The sequence below is a fragment of the Pseudomonas sp. DTU12.3 genome, assembly GCF_004124275.1.
Classification (GTDB): Bacteria; Pseudomonadota; Gammaproteobacteria; order Pseudomonadales; family Pseudomonadaceae; genus Aquipseudomonas; species Aquipseudomonas helmanticensis.
Map to the genome: position 1 here is coordinate 3,280,129 of NZ_CP027218.1, position 18,621 is coordinate 3,298,749.

Consider the following 18,621-nt stretch of genomic DNA (forward strand, 5'->3'; position numbering starts at 1 on the left):
TTCAGCTCGTTTGATACAAAGCGCGTCCATAAACCGCCTTCATGCTGTTGGCGACCCAGCAGTTGCGGACGATCTCGGATTCATCAAAAAAGTCGGTGCTGATGATGCTGCAACGTGTGACCCAGCCTCGGCTCGAGTGAAACCAGTCATTGATTTGTTTCTTGATGCCGCTGGGGCCTCCCAGCAGCGAATAGCAGGTGGCCGGCAACGACCAGATAAACGTTTCATGGGGTGTGCCCTCAAGCGATTTGCCGATATGCAGTTCGAGCGCTGCGGTGTCGGTAAAGACTCTTTTGTTCCACTTGTGCGGGATCTGCGACCAGAAATAGTTTCTGTCCTGCACTGGCGAGTAGGGCGCGGCCATGACGATGCGGCGCTTTTTACTGCTGCGTTTCAGCTGACCTATCGTACTCATCGAATCCATATGGGGAATCAGCCGCGAACCGAGGCGATTGAGCATAAAGTCACTCAGACGTTGCCGATCGAAAGGCTTGTTTCCATCACCCAATTGATGAAAGTCCAGCACGATGAATTCGTCGGGGTTTCGATCAAGGAAGTCGTCGACCGCCTCGACCAATTCCTCGAGGACGCGATGAGACTGGAAGCCATTGTGGTGAAAGTAATACAGCGGGCGCTCTGGCCCGGCGGTGCAGCCGAGGCGTATGTCGAATGCGCGGGCGCCGTTGTCCAGTTGCCAGGCGAATGAATCGTTTTGGCAAGTGGTCCAGTTGCCAACAATGACCTCGTAGTTGGGCGCCTTTTTATCCATGCCGCTGTTATGCGTGCCGGGCCAGACAATATCGGTCAGTTTCAGCTGATCGATATCCAGTACGTGGCTCATCCAGGTCTGCTTGTCGAGTGTTGCGGTGGCGCTGTTCATCGTGACAACTCCTTGTCGTCATTTATCGCCCCATCCTTGGGCGATGTTGAAATATCGGGTGCCGCGTGGGTAGCACCGTCCAGTTTCACCGATTGTCGGGAAATCTCGAATACAGCATACAAACACCGAGGAACATTACCAGTCGCCGCAATATCTGCTAAAAAATAGCCAATGAGTGGCACTCGACAGTAGCACTTAGCCACGTCGCGCTTTACTCAGGTTTGCGCTGATGCAGAACGCAACCAGTCGGGACTCTTCGAGGAAGTCGACGTTGACGACATTGCAGTTTTGTAGCCAGTCACTGTTGGCGGGGTCAAACCAGCGGTCGAGCTCGGTATGAATGTCGACCGGGCCACCCAACGCCGCGTAACTGGTCGCCGACAGCGACCATGGTGCATATCGGAAGGGCGGAGAAGACATTGTTTCGGCGATGAATTTATGCAGGTCGCTGGCACTCGGAGTTTGCGTTCCAATCCATTGATGGTGGAGCTTCGGGTTGAAGTATTTTCGGTCCAGTTCATTGTGCTGTGTTGCGTGAATCAGGATTCTTTGTGTGCGGCTTATGCTCTTTAATTGTTGCAGGTTCAGGCCGTCATTGCTGGTAGGGATGATCCTGTTGCCCAGCAGTTTAATGAACATGTCGTTGAACCATGCAAAGTCAAAGGGGCGGTCTCCGTCTTTCATTTCATGGAAGTCGAGAACAATGAACTCGTCGGGGTACTCTGAGAGGAAACGCTCAATATCGGTGATCAGCTGTACAAGCGAGCGCGAAGACAAGAAGCCATTGTGCTGGAAGCGAAATTTGTTAAGTCCCACACCGCTGTTTTGATAGGTGAGCCGCAAATCCAGGGCTCTGGCGCCATTAGTCAACTGATCATAAAACGACCTGTGCTGACACGCCACCCAGTGCGCTCCCGGAATCAGGGCATACGAAGCCTTCCAGTCGCAACCGGCGTTATGAGTGCCAGGCAGGGTCAGTTTATATAAAGGTAAAACATCAATGGCGGTGTTGGCACTCATCCAGTTAGTGAGTGAATAATTGCTGTTGGTCACGGTGCTCATGATAAACGTCCCTGTGATAATCATTAAATAAGTGGCTTGCGATCTAATTAGGCAAGTCACTTGTTTTTAATTGAAGTCAGGGGCGTTAATCAATGTATTAGTTGATGCTGGATATATGTATTCTGAAATTTCTTATTAGTCAGTCTTTATCCAGGGTGTTGCGATTCTTGGCTTCGATCCATTGCGCCATATACTGAGTACTTTTGTGATGGTGGTGGCGCAACATGCTTCCAGTGAAGTTTGATTTTCTTGACTGAGCCAGGTTTTCCAGACAGTCCCGCAACTTGTCGATCAGTGCCGGGCCGTGTACTGACTTGCGGTAACGCTCGCTCAACAACGACTGACCTGCCTGGCGGGCCTCTTCCCAGCGCTGTTCATCCCGATAAAGTTGCACGGCATTATTGGCGAAGTCCTCTGCGCTGCAGCTGATTGCGCCGGGCCACGGCAGGCCGCCGTGCATGGCTTCCGCACCGATCGGTGTGGTCACGGAGGGTGTTGCGCAGAGCATGGCATCGACAATCTTGCCCTTGATGCCGGCACCAAAGCGTAGCGGCGCCAGGCACACCCGCGCGGCGGACATGACTTGCAAGGCATCTTCGGCCCAGTTCATTACATGAAAACCTTGCGCCGGATTGTGCAGGGCGGTGGCCTTGGGCGGGGTGTAGGCGCCATAGATGTTCAACTGCGCTTGCGGCAGTTGCGCGCGGATCAACGGCCAGATCGTGGTTTTCATCCAGAGCACCGCATCCCAGTTAGGTGCGTGGCGGAAATTGCCGATGCTGAGGAAATGCGCGCGCTCGGCGAAAGTGCGCGGCTCGGCTGTCGGCAGGTCGATCATCAACGGGCACCAATGCAGCAAGGCGCCCGGCAGGCCGAACTCTTCGACCAGCAGTTGGATCTCGACCTGCGAAATCATCAGGTTGAGGTCGCAACGATACAGCGCGGCGATCTCGCGCTTGGCGAGGTCGCTGTCGGCCATCAATTCGAATTCCTCACGCAACGCCGGCGCGAACAATGCGGTGAAATCCTGGTTGTCGGGATCGTCCTTCAAGCGCTGCTTGAGGCGCTGCTGGCGAGCGAATCGCAGGCTTTGCAGATCGGAGGTTTCCAGCACGCGCAGGGCTTGCGGGCAGTGTTTCTCGACCCGCCAGCCAAACTGTTCTTCCATCATGAATTGATCGAACAGCACGATGTCCGGCGCCAGTTCACTGATAAAGGTGTCGAAACTGCTGTTGTTGAGTTCGATCGGCACTTCGCGAATGCCCAGAGCGCTGAGGTCCGCCTTGTGTTCGCCGGGACCTGCCGGGCTGCTGAAAGTGATGTCCCAGCCTTGTTCAAGGAACGTTTCGAGGATTTGCATGACGTGCCCACTGGCTGCCGAAGAGCGTGGTTCGGGCCAGACGTAGCCGATGACCAGGACTTTGGTGACAGGGGATGTGTTCATGAGCAGATGTTCCTTGAAAACGGGCAGGGCAAAACGGGCGCGCAATTAGACCACAAGCCGCAGATCGAACAGTCGATGCAGACTCGTGCAACGGTTAATTATCTGGAGATGTCTCGGTAAAAAAATCAGCTGGCGAGCATGCCTTTGACCTTGTCGCGCAGTTGATCGATGGAAAACGGTTTGCCAATGACTTGCATGTCCGCAGGCACATCAATGCTTTCGGCATAGCCGCTGGCGAACAGGACGGGCAGGGTAGCGCGCAGCTTTCGAGCCTCGGTGGCCAGTTCACGGCCATCCATGCCGGGCAGACCGACATCGGTCATCATCAGGTCGATTGTGTTGGTTTGATCCTTCAAAAACTCTAATGCCTGCTCGCTGCCATCAGCCTCCAGCACCTTGAACTCCAGCTCCTCAAGCACATCGACGATGAGCATGCGCACGATGTCGTCGTCTTCTACTACAAGGATGGTGAACGCTGGGGTGGACATATTGAAGGCTCTCAAGAAATTAACGCAGGGTTTCGGCCGGTCGAATGTGCCGGGCTCTTGCATGAGTAAGTAGCGCATGGCCACAAGTTCCCGAACTGACACAAAAAAGCTTAGCTGCAGTTGGGGCGGGCAAGGATAACTGTTGGCACGTACCGGGGTGCAGGCAAAAGTGGGAAAATCCTGCTAAATCTGTAGGAAAAATGGATCCATGCCGCCATTTTGGGGCAAACTCCCTGTTTTTCACCCGATCGACAAGGCTGCCCCATGTCCTCTTCGTCTTCAGTTGATGAACAGCGGTTTCGTAAACTCCTGAGTCGCAACATCAGTCTGCCCTTGGGCGTAGGCGTGCTCAGTGCCGTGTTCTTTGTGTCGCTGATTACCTATTTGCTGTCGGTGATCCAATGGGTCGAGCACACCGACCGGGTGATCAATAACGCCAATGAAGCAGTGAAACTCACGGTCGATCTGGAAACCGGCATGCGCGGTTTTCTGCTCAGCGGTGACGAGCACTTTCTCGACCCGTACGAAACCGCCAAGCCGCGCATTACCGTCGCGCTCAATACGTTGCTTGAGCTGACTGCCGACAACCCGGTGCAAACCGATCGTCTGCGCCGTCTGCAGGCATTGCAGACCGAGTGGGCGAACTACGCGCAGTCGATGATCGACCTGCAGCGCTCCAGCGGTGACTACAAGGCTGCCGTGAAGGCCGGGCGCGGCAAACGCCTGACGGATGAAATCCGCAAACAGTTCGAAGATGTCATCGAAACCGAGCAAGTGCTGCGCACCACGCGTAACGAAGATGTACGCCGCACGACGATCTGGAGCATCAGCCTGTACCTGCTGTTCATTGCCGGTATCAGCGGTTTGCTCGCCTATATTGGCCGGCGTGATCTGGTCAACCTGTCGCAAAGCTACGGCGCAACGCTCGCCGCCCAAGACGCCAGCGCCCTGCGTCTGGAGCAGCAGGCGTGGCTGCGCAATGGCCAGACGCAATTGGCCGAGCAAGTGCTGGGACAACTGACGCTGAACCTGTTGGGGCGCAACATTCTGCAGTTCTGCGCGCAATACCTCGGCACCGCCGTCGCGGCGTTGTACGTCCGTGAAGAACACGGTGGTCTGAAACGTGTGGCGACTTACGGGTTCTCCCGCGAGCAGGAAGAACAGGATCAGTCGATTTACAGCGGTGAAGGCATCGTCGGCCAGGTCGCGCAGCAGGCACGTCTGATTCGCCTCGATGCGGTTCCGGCGGATTATTTCAAAGTCAGCTCCGGTCTCGGCGAAGGTCTGCCGCACAGTGTGTTGGTGGTGCCGACCAGCGATGACGACCGGGTCAACGGTGTGATCGAACTGGGTTTCCTGCGCCCGCTCAGCGATCGTGATATCGAACTGCTGGAACTGATTGCCGGCAATATCGGCACGTCGATCGAAGCCGCGCGCTACCGCCAGCGGTTGCAGGAAGTGCTCGCTGAAACCCAGCAGCTCAACGAAGAGTTGCAGGTGCAGCAGGAAGAGCTGAAAACCGCCAACGAAGAACTCGAAGAACAGTCGCGGATTCTCAAGGAATCCCAGGCGCATCTGGAAACCCAGCAAGTCGAGCTGGAGCAGACCAACGAACAACTCGCCGAGCAGGCGCAAATCCTCGCCGAACAGCGCGACGCCATGGACGTGAAGAACACCGAACTGAATCAGGTTCAGGTGCAACTTGAGGAACGCGCTGAAGAGTTGCAGCGTTCGAGCAAGTACAAATCCGAATTCCTCGCCAACATGTCGCATGAGCTGCGCACGCCGCTGAACAGCTCGTTGATTCTTGCCAAGCTGCTCGCCGAGAACCCGCAGGACAACCTCAGCGCCGAGCAGGTCAAGTTTGCCGAGTCGATTTATTCCGCCGGTAATGATTTGCTCAACCTGATCAACGACATTCTCGATATCTCCAAGGTCGAGGCCGGCAAGCTTGAGGTGATCGCCGAGAACACCAGCGTGGCGCGTCTGGCCGATGGCTTGCGCGGCGTATTCGAACCGATGGCGGCGGACAAGCGCCTGACCTTCAGTGTCGATTTGCTGCCGGGCACGCCGGCGACGATGTTCACTGACCGCCAGCGCCTTGAGCAGGTGATCAAGAACCTGTTGTCCAACGCGGTCAAGTTCACCGAGCAAGGCACCGTCAGCCTGACCATCAGTGGCCAGCCGAACGACTGCGTGGCGTTCGTCGTGCGCGATTCCGGGATCGGTATTGCCGCCGATCAACAGGAAAGCATCTTCGAAGCCTTCCGTCAGGCCGATGGCACCACCAATCGCAAATACGGCGGAACGGGTCTGGGCCTGTCGATCTCGCGTGATCTGGCGACACTGCTGGGCGGCTCGATCAGCGTCACCAGCACGCCGGGGCAGGGCAGTGTGTTTACGTTGCTGATGCCGCAGCAGTACAACGAGTCCGGTGAGGTATCGACTGCGCCGTTGACGTTTACCCCGCCGCCACAGGCTGCGGCCGTTGTACCTGCGGCGATGGTTTCTCCGCTGGCCCCGGTACACATCCCGCGTTTCGCCGATGACCGCGACAAGGCCCCGTTCGCCACGCGTTGCATCCTCGTGGTGGAAGATGAGCCGAACTTTGCGCACATCCTCTACGATCTGGCGCACGAACTCGGCTATCAATGCCTGGTCGCCCATGGCGCGGACGAAGGTTATGACCTCGCGCGGGAATTCATTCCTGACGCGATCCTGCTCGACATGCGCCTGCCCGACCATTCCGGTCTCACTGTGTTGCAGCGCCTGAAAGAACATGCTGAAACCCGGCACATCCCGGTGCACGTGATTTCGGTCGAAGATCGGGTCGAAGCAGCCATGCACATGGGTGCTATCGGTTACGCGGTCAAACCGACGACGCGCGAGGAGCTCAAGGATGTGTTCGCCCGTCTCGAAGCCAAGCTGACACAGAAGGTCAAACGCATTCTGCTGGTCGAAGACGACGACTTGCAGCGCGAAAGCATCGCGCGTCTGATCGGCGACGAAGACATTGAAATTACCGCAGTCGGTCTCGCCCAGGATGCTCTGGACAAGCTGCGCACGACGATTTACGACTGCATGATCATCGACTTGAAACTGCCTGACATGCTCGGCAACGATCTGCTCAAGCGCATGTCTACCGAAGACATCTGCTCGTTCCCGCCGGTGATCGTTTACACCGGGCGCAACCTGACCCGCGATGAAGAGACCGATCTGCGCAAGTACTCGCGCTCGATCATCATCAAGGGCGCGCGTTCGCCAGAGCGTTTGCTGGACGAGGTCACACTCTTTCTGCACAAAGTCGAATCGCAGTTGTCCCATGAACGGCAGAAGATGCTCAAGACCGCGCGCAGCCGCGACAAGGTCTTCGAGGGTCGCAAAGTGCTGCTGGTTGACGACGATGTGCGCAACATCTTCGCTCTGACCAGTGCACTGGAGACCAAGGGCGCAGTCGTGGTGATCGGCCGGAACGGTCGTGAGGCGATTGAAAAACTCAATGAAGTCGAGGACATCGACCTGGTGCTGATGGACGTGATGATGCCGGAAATGGATGGTTTCGAAGCCACCATCGAAATCCGCAAGGATCCGCGCTGGCGCAAGCTGCCGATCATCGCGGTGACGGCCAAGGCCATGAAGGATGATCAGGAGCGCTGCTTGCAAGCGGGCGCCAACGATTACCTGGCCAAGCCCATCGACCTGGATCGCCTGTTCTCGCTGATTCGCGTGTGGTTACCGAAGATGGAACGCATTTAGTGGAACGCAGTAGTCCCGTTGAACGAAATACCGAAATCGAATTGCGCTTGCTGATCGAGGCTATCTACCTCAAGTACAGCTACGATTTTCGCGATTATTCCGGCGCCTCGATCAAGCGCCGGGTGCAGCATGCGCTGGGGCAGTTTGAGTGCGCGACGATTTCGGCATTGCAGGAGAAAGTCCTGCATGACCCGACCGCGTTCATGCAGCTTCTGCAATTGCTGACGATCCCGGTCAGCGAGATGTTTCGCGATCCGTCGCACTTCCTCGCGATTCGCCAGGAAGTGGTGCCGTTGCTGCGCACGTATCCATCGCTGAAGATCTGGATCGCTGGTTGCAGCACGGGTGAGGAGGTCTATTCGATGGCCATTCTGCTGCGCGAAGAAGGCCTGCTCGACCGCACGATCATCTACGCCACCGACATCAATCCGCGTTCGCTGGACAAGGCGAAACAGGGGATTTTCTCGATGGAGAATGTGCGGGCTTACACTGCCAACTATCAGCAGGCCGGTGGGCAGCGCTCGTTCGCCGACTATTACACGGCGGCTTACGGTTACGCGATTTTCGACAAGAGCCTGTGCGAGAACGTGACGTTCGCCGATCACAGTCTGGCGACCGACAGTGTATTCTCCGAAACAAATTTAATTTCATGTCGTAACGTATTGATTTACTTCAATAAAAAGCTTCAGGATCGCGCCTTCGGACTGTTTCATGAGTCGCTGTGTCATCGCGGCTTTCTGGTGCTTGGCAGCAAAGAGACGCTGGATTTTTCCAGCTATGCCAACCAGTTCGAACCGCTGGTGAAGCAGGAACGGATCTACCGCAAATTATGAACGAGACTGCGGAATTGCCTCGAATCGAGGCCATTGTGATGGGCGCCTCAGCCGGTGGCGTCGAGGCCTTGTTGGCGCTGCTGAGTCCGTTGCGCCAGGGCTTTGTGCTGCCGATCATTATCGTTCTGCATTTGCCGGATGATCGCCGCAGTCAGTTGGCCGAAGTGTTCGCGCGCAGGCTGGCATTGCCGGTGGCCGAAGCCTCGGATAAACAGGACATCGAAGCCGGCACCGTGTATTTCGCCACGCCCGGTTATCACCTGTCGGTAGAGCAGGATCGCAGCCTGTCGTTGAGCCTTGAAGACCGCGTGCATTATTCGCGGCCTTCAATCGATTTCCTGTTTGAGTCCGCTGCCCACGTTTACGGATCAGCGTTGGCGGCCATTTTGCTGACCGGTGCCAATCAGGATGGTGCGCGCGGTCTGGCAGAGGTCAAACACTTTGGCGGGTTGACCATAGTGCAGGATCCCGGCGACGCCCAGGTCGCCACCATGCCTCTGGCGGCGCTGAACGTTCAGCAGCCGGATCATGTCTTACCCATTCACGGCATCGGCCGTCTGCTAGTCGAGCTGGAACGAATCGCATGCTGAGTAATATTCAAGCCAAATTGCTGATCGTCGACGATCTGCCCGAGAACCTGCTGGCGCTCGAAGCGCTGATCAAACGCGAAGATCGCACCGTCTATAAGGCGTTGTCGGCGGACGAAGCCCTGTCGCTGCTGTTGCAGCACGAATTCGCCATGGCCATCCTCGACGTACAGATGCCGGGCATGAACGGCTTCGAACTCGCCGAGTTGATGCGTGGCACCGAGAAAACCAAGAACATCCCGATCATCTTCGTCAGCGCCGCCGGCCGTGAACTGAACTACGCGTTCAAGGGTTACGAAAGCGGCGCGGTGGATTTCCTGCACAAGCCGCTGGATATCCACGCGGTGAAGAGCAAGGTCAACGTCTTTGTCGATCTGTTCCGTCAGAGCAAGGCCATGAAGCAACAGGTCGAAGCACTGGAGCAGGCCCGACGCGAGCAGGAAGCGCTGCTGCAACAATTGCAGAGCACCCAGCTGGAGCTGGAGCAAGCGGTGCGTATGCGCGACGACTTCATGTCAATCGTCGCCCACGAAGTGCGCACGCCGCTCAACGGCCTGATACTCGAAACCCAATTGCGCAAGATGCACCTGGCGCGGGATAACGCCGCCGCGTTCACCCTCGACAAGATGCACGCCATGGTCGATCGCGATGAGCGTCAGATCAAAAGCCTGATCCGTCTGATCGAAGACATGCTCGACGTGTCCCGCATTCGCACCGGCAAGCTGTCGATCCGGCCGAGCCGCTTCGATCTGGTGCAACTGGTCAGCCATCTGCTGCAGAACTTTGCGCAACAGATCGAGGCGGCGGAAACCGAAGTTTCCTTTACCGCGACAGAGCCCGTGGAAGGTCATTGGGACGAATTCCGTATCGAACAAGTGATCTCCAACTTGCTGACCAATGCCTTGCGCTATGGCGGCCGGAGCCCGATCCAGGTACGGGTTTATCGCGAAGGCAACGAGGCGCGGGTCGAGGTGCAGGATCGTGGTATCGGCATCAGCGCCGAGAACCAGAAACGTATTTTCCAACAGTTCGAACGGGTTTCCGCCAAGACGGTAGTCGCCGGCCTCGGGCTGGGTCTGTTCATTTCCGAGCAGATCGTCGCCGCCCATGGCGGCTCCATCGTCGTCGAGAGTGAAATCAACGAAGGCGCCCTGTTTCGCGTTTGTCTGCCGATCCAGGAAAACGGCAAATCCGACGCAACCTCTGAGTGACCGCACGGTCGTATCAGCAGCTATTGACCGAACAAAGGCTTCCCATGAGCGTAGATGCGCAAGATGTAGTACTCGTCGTCGAGGACGAACCGGTTATCTTGATGGTCCTGAGCGATTATTTGTCAGGGCAGGGCTATCGTGTGTTGCAGGCGGAAAGCGGCGAGCAGGCTTTCGAAATTCTGGCGAGCAAGCCGCATCTGGACGTGTTGATCACCGACTTCCGCTTGCCTGGCGGCATCTCTGGCGTGCAGATCGCCGAACCTGCGGTGAAGTTGCGACCAGACCTCAAGGTGATTTTCATCAGCGGTTATCCGCAGGAAATCCGCGAGACCGGCAGCCCGATCACCCTCAAGGCGCCGATCCTCGAAAAGCCCTTTGATCTGGACGTGTTGCAGGAAAAAATCCAGGAACTGCTGGCCTGACCCCAACCTGTAGGGGCTGCCGCAGGCTGCGATCTTTTGACTTTTTTTTTAAAAGACAAGATCAAAAGATCGCAGCCTGCGGCAGCTCCTACAGGGTTGTCTGGGGTTAGCTTTTGATCATTTCGCGGACCTTCGCAGTGAGAAGGTCGAAAGTGAAGGGCTTGGTGATCATCTGCATGCCTGGGTCGAGAAAGCCGCCGCGTACCGCCGCATGCTCGGCGTAACCGGTGATGAATAACACCTTCAGACCAGGCCGGTACTGGCGCCCGACTTCAGCCAATTGCCGGCCGTTCATGCCGGGCAGACCGACATCACTGATCAGCAGATCAATCCGTTGCGTCGAGTTGAGAATCGGCACCGCGCCGTCGGCATCACTGGCTTCGACAAACGCATAGCCCAACTCACTGAGCACGCCGCTGACCAGCACGCGCACAGCAGGATCGTCTTCGACAATCAATACGGTTTCGCCATCCATTGCATACGGGGTTTGCCCGCTATCAGCGACCGGTTGCTCATCTTCTTCGCCGCGAAAACGCGGCAGATACAGTCTGACGGTGGTGCCCTGATCGATTTCGCTGTCGATCGACACATGCCCGCGCGACTGCTTGCTGAAACCGTAGATCATCGACAGGCCCAGCCCGGTGCCCTGGCCGATCGGCTTGGTGGTGAAAAATGGATCGAAGGCACGATTGATCACACTTTGCGGCATGCCGCTGCCGTTGTCGGTGACGCTGAGCATCACGTAATCGCCCGGTTCGAGGTTGCTGTAGGCTTCGGTGAATTCGCTTTGCAGCACCTGATTGCTGGTTTCCACCACCAGTTTGCCACCCTCGGGCATGGCGTCGCGGGCGTTGATCACGAGGTTGAGCAGGGCGCTTTCCAATTGATTGGGATCGGCCTCGGCGACCCATAATTTATCGTTCAGGCGCATGTCCAGATGGATGCTTTCATTGAGACTGCGTTCCAGCAGTTCGCCCATCGACAGCACCAGGGTATTCATCTGCACGGCTTTGGAATCGAGCGACTGCCGGCGGGAAAAAGCCAGTAGTCGGTGGGTCAGGCTGGCAGCGCGGTTGGCTGAGGTGACGCCAAGGTCGATCAGGCTATCGAGGTCATCCGTGCGCCCACGAGCCAGACGCCGGCGCAACAATTCCAGGCTGCCGATAATCCCGGTCAGCATGTTGTTGAAGTCGTGTGCGATGCCGCCCGTGAGCTGGCCGACCGCTTCCATTTTCTGCGACTGACGCAATGCTTCTTCGTTATGGCGCAATTGCGCGGTGCGTTCTTCGACTTGTTGCTCAAGGGTTTCCAGCGTCGATTGCAGACGTCGTTCGCTTTCGCTGAGGTCGATCAAACGGTCGCGGGCTTCGTATTGTCGTCGTCGCCCACGCAAGGCAGCGGAGACCAGACTGACCAGTGTCGCCGGGTGAAACGGGCGTTCAAGAAAGGTCACGTTGCCGAGCAGATTGCTCAGTTGCGAGGAGGGACCTTGTTCCTGTCCGCCGTGATGGGTGAGCAGCACGATCGGCAGATCCGACCATGCCGGCTGCTGGTCCAGATGCATAAATAGTGCTTCGAGTTCCGGACCGCGCAAGGCTTCGGCAGCGATCAGCAACAAGCCTGCGCCGAGTTCCAGCTCGGTGCACAACCTGTCCAGCCCTGGCGTGACGAGGCCGCCATAACCGGCCTCGTTGAGAATCATCAGCGCAATCTGGCTGTCGCGACCCACGGGCGCCAGAATCAGCGCCCGTTCGGCCAGCGGCACCGAAACCGTCACAAGGTTTTTTCCTGAAGCAACGGCTTGCTTGCGCCGAGGTAGGTCGGTACACCACGCAACACGCCTTGAAAGGCCTCCAATGGTTCACCGATGGTCATGCCTTGCGTCGAAATGCGGTATTCGCGAATCGTCGATTCGTGGCTGCCGGTGCGTTTCTTGATGATGGAAATGGCCCGGCGAACCTTGCCCAGTGCTTCGAAATAACGCAACAGAATCACCGTGTCAGCCAGATAAGTAATGTCGACCGGCGCCTGCATGTCGCCAACCAGACCATGCTGGGCGACGGTCATGAAAGTCGCCGCGCCTTTGCGGTTAAGGTACAGCAGCAGTTCGTGCATGTGCAGTACGAGGGCGTTTTCTTCCGGCATCGCTGCCTGATAACCGTTGATGCTGTCGATCACCACGGTTTTGATCTGGCCTTCATCGACGCAGCGGCGCACGCGATGCGAGAACTCGCCGGGCGAAAGCTCGGCGGCGTCGACCTGCTCGATCAGCAGATTGCCGGTGTCTTGCAGGGCCTTGAGGTCAATGCCGATGTTCTTCATGCGCTCGAACAGCAAGCCCAGTTCTTCATCGAAAATAAACAGTGCAGCCTTTTCGCCGCGTTGTACGGCGGCAGCGGCGAAGACCATCGAGATCAATGACTTGCCGGTACCAGCTGGGCCGAGAATCAGCGTGCTTGAACCGGTTTCGATGCCGCCGCCGAGCAGCGCATCCATTTCCGGGATGCCGCTGGTCAATTGCAGGCGCGCGTAGTCACCGCGATGTTCCGCCGCCACCAAACGTGGGAACACATGCACGCCGTCGCCCATGATGGTGAAGTCATGGAAACCGCCGCGGTACTTCTGGCCACGGTATTTCACGACCCGCACACGCCGACGTTCGGCGCCGTAGTTGGGCGTCAGTTCTTCGAGGCGGATCACCCCGTGAGCGACGCTGTGTACGGTCTTGTCGAGTGATTCGGTGGTGAGGTCGTCGAGCAGCAGAACCGTGGCGTTGTAGCGTACGAAGTAATGCTTGATCGCCAGAATCTGCCGGCGATAGCGCAGCGAGCTTTGCGCCAGCAGGCGAATCTCCGACAGGCTGTCGAGGACCACGCGGGTCGGTTTGACGCGTTCGACGGCCTCGAAAATCTGCTTGGTCGCTTCACCCAATTCCAGATCGGAAGAGTAGAGCAAGCTCTGCTGATGTTCGGCGTTGAGCAGGCTTTCCGGGGGCGTCAGCTCGAAAATCTCGATATTCTCGTCCAGCTCCCAACCATGCGATGCGGCGCCCTGGCGCAATTCACGCTCGGTTTCCGACAGCGTGATGTACAGGGTGCGTTCGCCGGCAACGGAGCCGGCCCGGAGGAAGTGCAAGGCGACAGTGGTTTTGCCTGTTCCGGGTTCACCCTCAAGCAAAAACACATGCCCGCGAGACAAGCCACCGGCCAGGATGTCGTCAAGACCTATGATGCCGGTGGCCGCTTTCGCACTGATAAACTCGTTGGATGTAGACAAAAAATGCCCTCTCATGACTACGGGAATCGAGGTCGCTGACAAAATTAGCGCGGCCTGAATTACTTGACCCGTTGCCGTGATGGCAGTTCCGCACTTTCTTGCGGAATGTGTCGGGAGAACAGTTGCTTGTGGTTCAGAGGCCTTGCTGCAACGCCGGGTCATCCGGATTCAGCTGTTCGAGCTGCGCCAGCAGAATCTGCACGTTTTGCAGTTGGCCGCTTTCCTTCCAGTAATTGATCAGCAACACCCGCGCCTTGCGGTCGGCCGGATGGCGCTGGACGATGTCCTGCAATTGCTTCTGCGCCGCTTCCAGTTCTTCGGCGCTGTGCAGTGTCGTGGCGAGGTCGTAGCGGTAGTCCTTGTTGTCGGGCTCGAGTTCGACCGCTTTGGACAAACCGAGCAAGGCGTATTCGCGCTGATTATGGTGCAGCAGCCACAGCCCCAAGGCATGTTGCAGATATGCCGAGTCAGGCTGGGCCTTGAGTTGTTGCGCGAGCAATTGCCGGGCGGCATCGCTCTGGCCCTGGCGGTCGAGCACATCAATCTGCATGACCAGCGCCGACAAGTTGCCCGGTTCGACACGCAAGGTGTTGTCCAGTGCTTCCTGCGCCTGCTTGAGTTCGGCGTTGTGTATGTAGAGGCGTGCCAGTTGCGCATAAGCGGCGGCGCTCGGCGGCTGATCCTTCAGCGCCTGTTCCCAGCCATCGATGGCCTGTTGCAACGGCGCAAAATACAAGCCGAGTTCATCTGGAGACAAGCCGAGCAGGGCGTTGATCGCGGCAAATCGCACGGTTTGGTCTTCATCATCGAGCAACGGCCCGAGCAACAGGCTGCGTTGCCCACCCGGCACCAGTCCAACCAGGCTTCTGATCGCCGCCAGGCGTACTTCGGGCGCTTCGTTCTGCAGGTCTGCGTCAGCCAGTTTCAACGCCTGCGGGCTTGGGTAGTTCGGCAGTTCGGCATGCAACCAGACGCGGCGTTTTACCGATAGATCCGGTCGGCCCAATTGCTGATACAACTGACGTGCGGCGCCCGGCTGGCCGGCACGGGCGGCGGCCAATGCTTCGCTATAGCCATGTTTGATCGCTTCGGGCACCACCGGTGCTGTGCTGCGCAGGGACAACCAGCCGACGAGGATGACGAGTACGAGGCCAAGGCCGATGAGCAGAAAGCGGCGGGACTGAGGCATGCAGGGTTCCGGAAGCGTGCGTACTTGAGCAGAGCGGCAAGCTTCGGTCAGCTCGGGCCGCGAGTCAAACTCCGTGCATGCGAATCGCCCTACAAGTCGCGTCGACTCAGTTACCCGTCAGGCTATCGATGCAGTGACTACGCTTGCAGGAGTCGCTTCGATGAGTGTGCCCATGCAAGCCCTGCTCAATTACTTCAAGGCTGTGATCCATCCCGGTCAAGCCGTATTGCTGTTTGCCCTGCGCACCATCGCGGCGGGGCTACTGACGCTGTATCTGGCGTTTCTGTTCGACCTCGACCAGCCCAAGTGGTCGATCATGGCCGTGGTCATCGTCAGCCAGCCTTTGGCGGGAATGGCCTTGGCGCGCAGCTTTGGCCAGATCATCGGCACTACGCTCGGCGCCGCCGTGGCGGTATTGCTCATGGCAATCTTTCCGCAGGCGCCATTGCCCTTCATCACCACGTTGGCGTTATGGCTGGCAGTGTGTACGGCGGGTGGCACGTTGTTGCGTTACACCAGTTCGCAGGCGTTCGTCCTCAGCGGTTATACCGCGGTGGTGGTGGCATTGTTGGCGATCCCGGATCAGGACGGCACGTTTCTGCTGGCCGTCACCCGGGTCACCGAAACCTTGCTCGCCGTGGCCTGCGTCTGCGTGGTGAGCCTGCTCACGGCCCGGCCGGAAGCGGTCGCCAAAGGCTATTTCGCCAAGGTCGATCAGGTGATCAAACTGGTCGCCAGCCACGCGGCGGCGGTCATTCGCACCGAAGAAAGCGAAGCGGATTTCCAGCGCCGGCAAATGCAATTGCTCGGTGAAATCAGCGCATTGGAGGGCTTGCGTCGGCATCTGTATTTCGACGCGCCGCGCCTGCGTAGCGCGAACAATCTGGTGCTGCTACTGGGTAATCAGTTGATGCTGCTGACCTCAAGATTGACAGCGCTGCGTCACCAACGGCAGTTGTTGACCGAGCGCTGGGAAGGGGATTTGCCACTGGATGTACAGCGTCTGCGCGCAGAGGAACTGGCACTGCTCGACCAGTTGGCGCAGCACGGGCGCGCATTGCCGGTCGAAGCACGGCACCAGTTCGTCACGTTGCAGCAGCAATTCGAACAGCTGGCATACAAGTCCGAACAATTGACCGAAGACATGAGCGCAACCCTGCGCTCGCTGGCGTGGGCGCTGCGCTGGGAACAGGCGCGGCTTTTGCGGCAACTCGAGCAGATCCTCGAATTGAGCGAGGCGATCCAGGAGGGACGCGAGGCCAGTTGCATGTATCGCGGTCAGGCCAGCCCGTTGCATCTGGATTTCACCCTGGCCTCGATGAACGCCATCCGGGCCTTTACCGCGCTGCTGGTGGCCGGGCTGATCTGGATCGAGACCGCATGGGACGGCGCTCGGGGCGGGATGATTCTGGTAGGGATTCTGTGTTCGCTGATGGCCACATTTCCGCGCCCGCTAATGGCCGCACAGAGTTATGCACGCGGGCTGGGGCTGGCGCTGCTGGTATCGGCGCTCTATCAGTTCGCGCTGGTACCGGCGGTCAGTGATTTCGAACCCCTGGCCTTGCTGCTCGCGCCGTTGTTGTATGTCATCGCTGTGGGGCTGGCGAGTCCTGCAACGGCGGGCATCGGCATGGGGCTGGGGCTCTCGAGTTTCCTGATGATCGGCCCGCAGAACATCGGTACCGGGCAGAACACCGCGATTCAATGGTTTGAGTTTGCCGGTGCCTATGTCTGCGCAGCGATGCTTGCCTTGATTGTCTACGCGTGGATTTTCCCGTTTCGCCCGGTGTTGCGCATTCGCCGCTTATATAACGAGGCGCGCGAGCAGGTGTATCAGTTGAGCAAGGCCCCCGCCACGGATGAACAACAGTTTGCCTTCGAGAGCCGTATGACTGATCGGCTGACCAGCATGCTTGGGCTGTTGCCAGCAGTGAATGACCGGGCGATGCAGCAACTGTATGAAATCAGTCTGGCCTGCGTCGCATTGGGGGTGGCCACCCACCAATTGCGGCAACAGGCACAAAACAATGCTTTGCTGACTGACGCCTTCAGCCAGCAGCTGTCCTCGGCATTGCGCAAGACCGGGAGGTTTGTCGCCGGGCGTGCGGACGTGCAACTGGCGCCGTTGCTGGGCACGCTGCACACCCTTGGCGAACAACTGGACGAGTTGCACGTGGCCAGTCATGAGCATTTATGGTCGGTGTTTCGCATGCGCGTGGCGTTGCTGATCGTCGAGGCGTTTCTTCAGCGTCATGGTGAACATTTGCAACGAAACGTCGAGGAAGGAGCACCGGCCCTTGCCCATTGATTTCGAGATTGGCGGCGTCTACTTGCCGCCCATTGCCCAGGCGTTGTTGCTGGCCATACCGATTTTCATGCTGCTTGACTGGTTCTTGCGGCGCATGGGCGTATTGCGGCGTGTCTGGCATGAAGCCCTGTTCGAAGGCGCCTTGTATGCCTGCGTCTGCGCCACGCTGATTCTGTTGATGGGAGCCTGATGCCTTGAAAGTGTTAGTTGCGCGGTTAACGACAGTGGCAGTGGTGATTCTGGCCATCGTGCTTGGCTGGTTTGCCTGGGAGCATTACACCCGCGCACCGTGGACGCGGGATGCACGGGTGAGGGCGGACGTGGTGACGTTGTCGGCAGATGTCTCGGGGCGCATTGTCCGCCTGGCGGTGCAGGACAACCAGCATGTCGACAAGGGCCAGTTACTGATGGAGATCGATCCTGCGCGCTACACCCTGGCGGTGGATCATGCACGGCGTTCGGTGGAAGTGGCGAAGGCCACGCTGGGGCAGTCGCAAGCGGCGATCATTTCCAGTGAAGCGTTGCTCAAACAGCGCCAGAGTGAAGAACGCCGCAGGCGTACGCTGAAGCAAGGTTTCGCCATCTCGGGCGAGGAGTGGGAGAAGTCCAGCACTGATGTGGCCGTGGCTCAGGCCGATCTGTTGCGTAATCAGGCCAATCTCGGCCTGGCTGAAGCCAATGTGCAGTTGGCAATTGCCGCGCAGACCCAGGCCGCGCTCGATCTGCAGCGCACTCGCGTCGAGTCACCGGTCAGCGGCTACATCACCAATCTGCTGACCCGCGAGGGTGATTACGCGGTGGCGGGCGGCGCGCTCCTGGCGCTAGTCGACAGCGACTCTTTCTACGTCAGCGGGTATTTCGAAGAAACCAAACTACCGCGGATCGAGGAGGGCGATCGGGTACGCATCCAGTTGATGAGCGGTGAAACCTTCGGCGGCACTGTGCAGAGCATCGCCTTTGCCATCGCCGACCGGGAAAACGCCCCGGGCAGCCGATTGCTGGCCAACATCAACCCGAGTTATACCTGGGTGAAACTGGCGCAACGGGTGCCGGTGCGCATCGCCATCGACGCCGATTACGCGGGAAAAAATCGCCTGCGCGCCGGCACCACCGCGACAGTCACTGTCCAACACCCCTGACAACGCAACCCACTGACACACCTGAC

15 protein-coding genes are annotated in these 18,621 nt (G+C 58.1%); 8 read left to right on the top strand and 7 right to left on the bottom strand.

Going from position 1 to position 18,621, the window contains the following annotated elements; translation table 11 throughout:
* Position 1: 1 nt before the first annotated feature.
* The 4 genes from C2E19_RS15030 to C2E19_RS15045 all read right to left on the bottom strand — a co-directional run bounded on the left by C2E19_RS15030 (position 2) and on the right by C2E19_RS15045 (position 3,874).
* A complete protein-coding gene (locus C2E19_RS15030) occupies positions 2-880 on the bottom strand; it encodes a phosphatidylinositol-specific phospholipase C domain-containing protein (RefSeq protein WP_129393691.1) in 879 nt (292 codons plus the stop codon).
* A 195-nt stretch (positions 881-1,075) separates the two neighbouring features.
* Positions 1,076-1,942 (bottom strand): phospholipase, encoded by an 867-nt coding sequence (locus tag C2E19_RS15035; RefSeq protein ID WP_129393693.1) that lies wholly within the window; start codon positions 1,940-1,942, stop codon positions 1,076-1,078.
* A gap of 139 nt (positions 1,943-2,081) precedes the next feature.
* Complete coding sequence (locus tag C2E19_RS15040; RefSeq protein WP_129393695.1) at positions 2,082-3,386, bottom strand: glycosyltransferase family 4 protein; 1,305 nt, start codon at positions 3,384-3,386, stop codon at positions 2,082-2,084.
* 125 nt (positions 3,387-3,511) lie between these two features.
* Complete coding sequence (locus tag C2E19_RS15045; protein ID WP_129396127.1) at positions 3,512-3,874, bottom strand: response regulator; 363 nt, start codon at positions 3,872-3,874, stop codon at positions 3,512-3,514.
* Between the two features lie 264 nt (positions 3,875-4,138).
* On the opposite strand from C2E19_RS15045, the gene C2E19_RS15050 reads away from it, so the two are divergent.
* Genes C2E19_RS15050 through C2E19_RS15070 form a run of 5 tightly spaced genes read left to right on the top strand, consistent with a single transcriptional unit; the run spans position 4,139 to position 10,683 of the window.
* A complete protein-coding gene (locus C2E19_RS15050) occupies positions 4,139-7,630 on the top strand; it encodes a response regulator (protein WP_129393697.1) in 3,492 nt (1,163 codons plus the stop codon).
* Positions 7,630-8,463, top strand: a complete 834-nt coding sequence (locus C2E19_RS15055; RefSeq protein WP_129393699.1) for a protein-glutamate O-methyltransferase CheR — start codon at positions 7,630-7,632, stop codon at positions 8,461-8,463. Before C2E19_RS15050 ends, C2E19_RS15055 begins: the two co-directional genes overlap by 1 nt.
* Positions 8,460-9,053 (top strand): chemotaxis protein CheB, encoded by a 594-nt coding sequence (locus tag C2E19_RS15060; protein ID WP_129393701.1) that lies wholly within the window; start codon positions 8,460-8,462, stop codon positions 9,051-9,053. Before C2E19_RS15055 ends, C2E19_RS15060 begins: the two co-directional genes overlap by 4 nt.
* Positions 9,047-10,261, top strand: coding sequence for a hybrid sensor histidine kinase/response regulator (locus C2E19_RS15065; RefSeq protein WP_129393703.1), 1,215 nt, complete (start codon positions 9,047-9,049; stop codon positions 10,259-10,261). The genes C2E19_RS15060 and C2E19_RS15065 overlap by 7 nt, the downstream gene beginning before the upstream one ends.
* A gap of 44 nt (positions 10,262-10,305) precedes the next feature.
* Positions 10,306-10,683 carry a response regulator gene (locus C2E19_RS15070; protein WP_129393706.1) on the top strand — a complete coding sequence of 126 codons (378 nt, stop codon included), beginning with the start codon at positions 10,306-10,308 and terminating at the stop codon, positions 10,681-10,683.
* 106 nt (positions 10,684-10,789) lie between these two features.
* On the opposite strand, the gene C2E19_RS15080 is transcribed toward C2E19_RS15070, so the two are convergent.
* The 3 genes from C2E19_RS15080 to C2E19_RS15090 all read right to left on the bottom strand — a co-directional run bounded on the left by C2E19_RS15080 (position 10,790) and on the right by C2E19_RS15090 (position 15,148).
* Positions 10,790-12,460, bottom strand: coding sequence for an ATP-binding protein (locus C2E19_RS15080; protein WP_129393708.1), 1,671 nt, complete (start codon positions 12,458-12,460; stop codon positions 10,790-10,792).
* Positions 12,457-13,959: an ATPase domain-containing protein gene (locus C2E19_RS15085; protein WP_129393710.1), complete on the bottom strand. Its 1,503-nt coding sequence runs from the start codon at positions 13,957-13,959 to the stop codon at positions 12,457-12,459. The genes C2E19_RS15080 and C2E19_RS15085 overlap by 4 nt, the downstream gene beginning before the upstream one ends.
* 133 nt (positions 13,960-14,092) lie before the next feature.
* The gene (locus tag C2E19_RS15090; RefSeq protein ID WP_129393712.1) at positions 14,093-15,148 is read right to left on the bottom strand and encodes a tetratricopeptide repeat protein; all 1,056 of its coding nucleotides are present in this window, start codon (positions 15,146-15,148) and stop codon (positions 14,093-14,095) included.
* 160 nt (positions 15,149-15,308) lie between these two features.
* Between C2E19_RS15090 and C2E19_RS15095 the strand changes: the two genes are divergently transcribed.
* The 3 genes from C2E19_RS15095 to C2E19_RS15105 are packed head-to-tail and all read left to right on the top strand — an operon-like array spanning position 15,309 to position 18,595.
* Entirely contained in the window at positions 15,309-17,456 is a 2,148-nt protein-coding gene (locus tag C2E19_RS15095; protein ID WP_256661203.1) for an FUSC family protein, read from the top strand.
* Entirely contained in the window at positions 17,446-17,646 is a 201-nt protein-coding gene (locus tag C2E19_RS15100; protein ID WP_129393714.1) for a DUF1656 domain-containing protein, read from the top strand. Before C2E19_RS15095 ends, C2E19_RS15100 begins: the two co-directional genes overlap by 11 nt.
* 4 nt (positions 17,647-17,650) lie before the next feature.
* Entirely contained in the window at positions 17,651-18,595 is a 945-nt protein-coding gene (locus C2E19_RS15105) for an HlyD family secretion protein (protein WP_129393715.1), read from the top strand.
* The last annotated feature ends 26 nt before the right edge of the window (positions 18,596-18,621 follow it).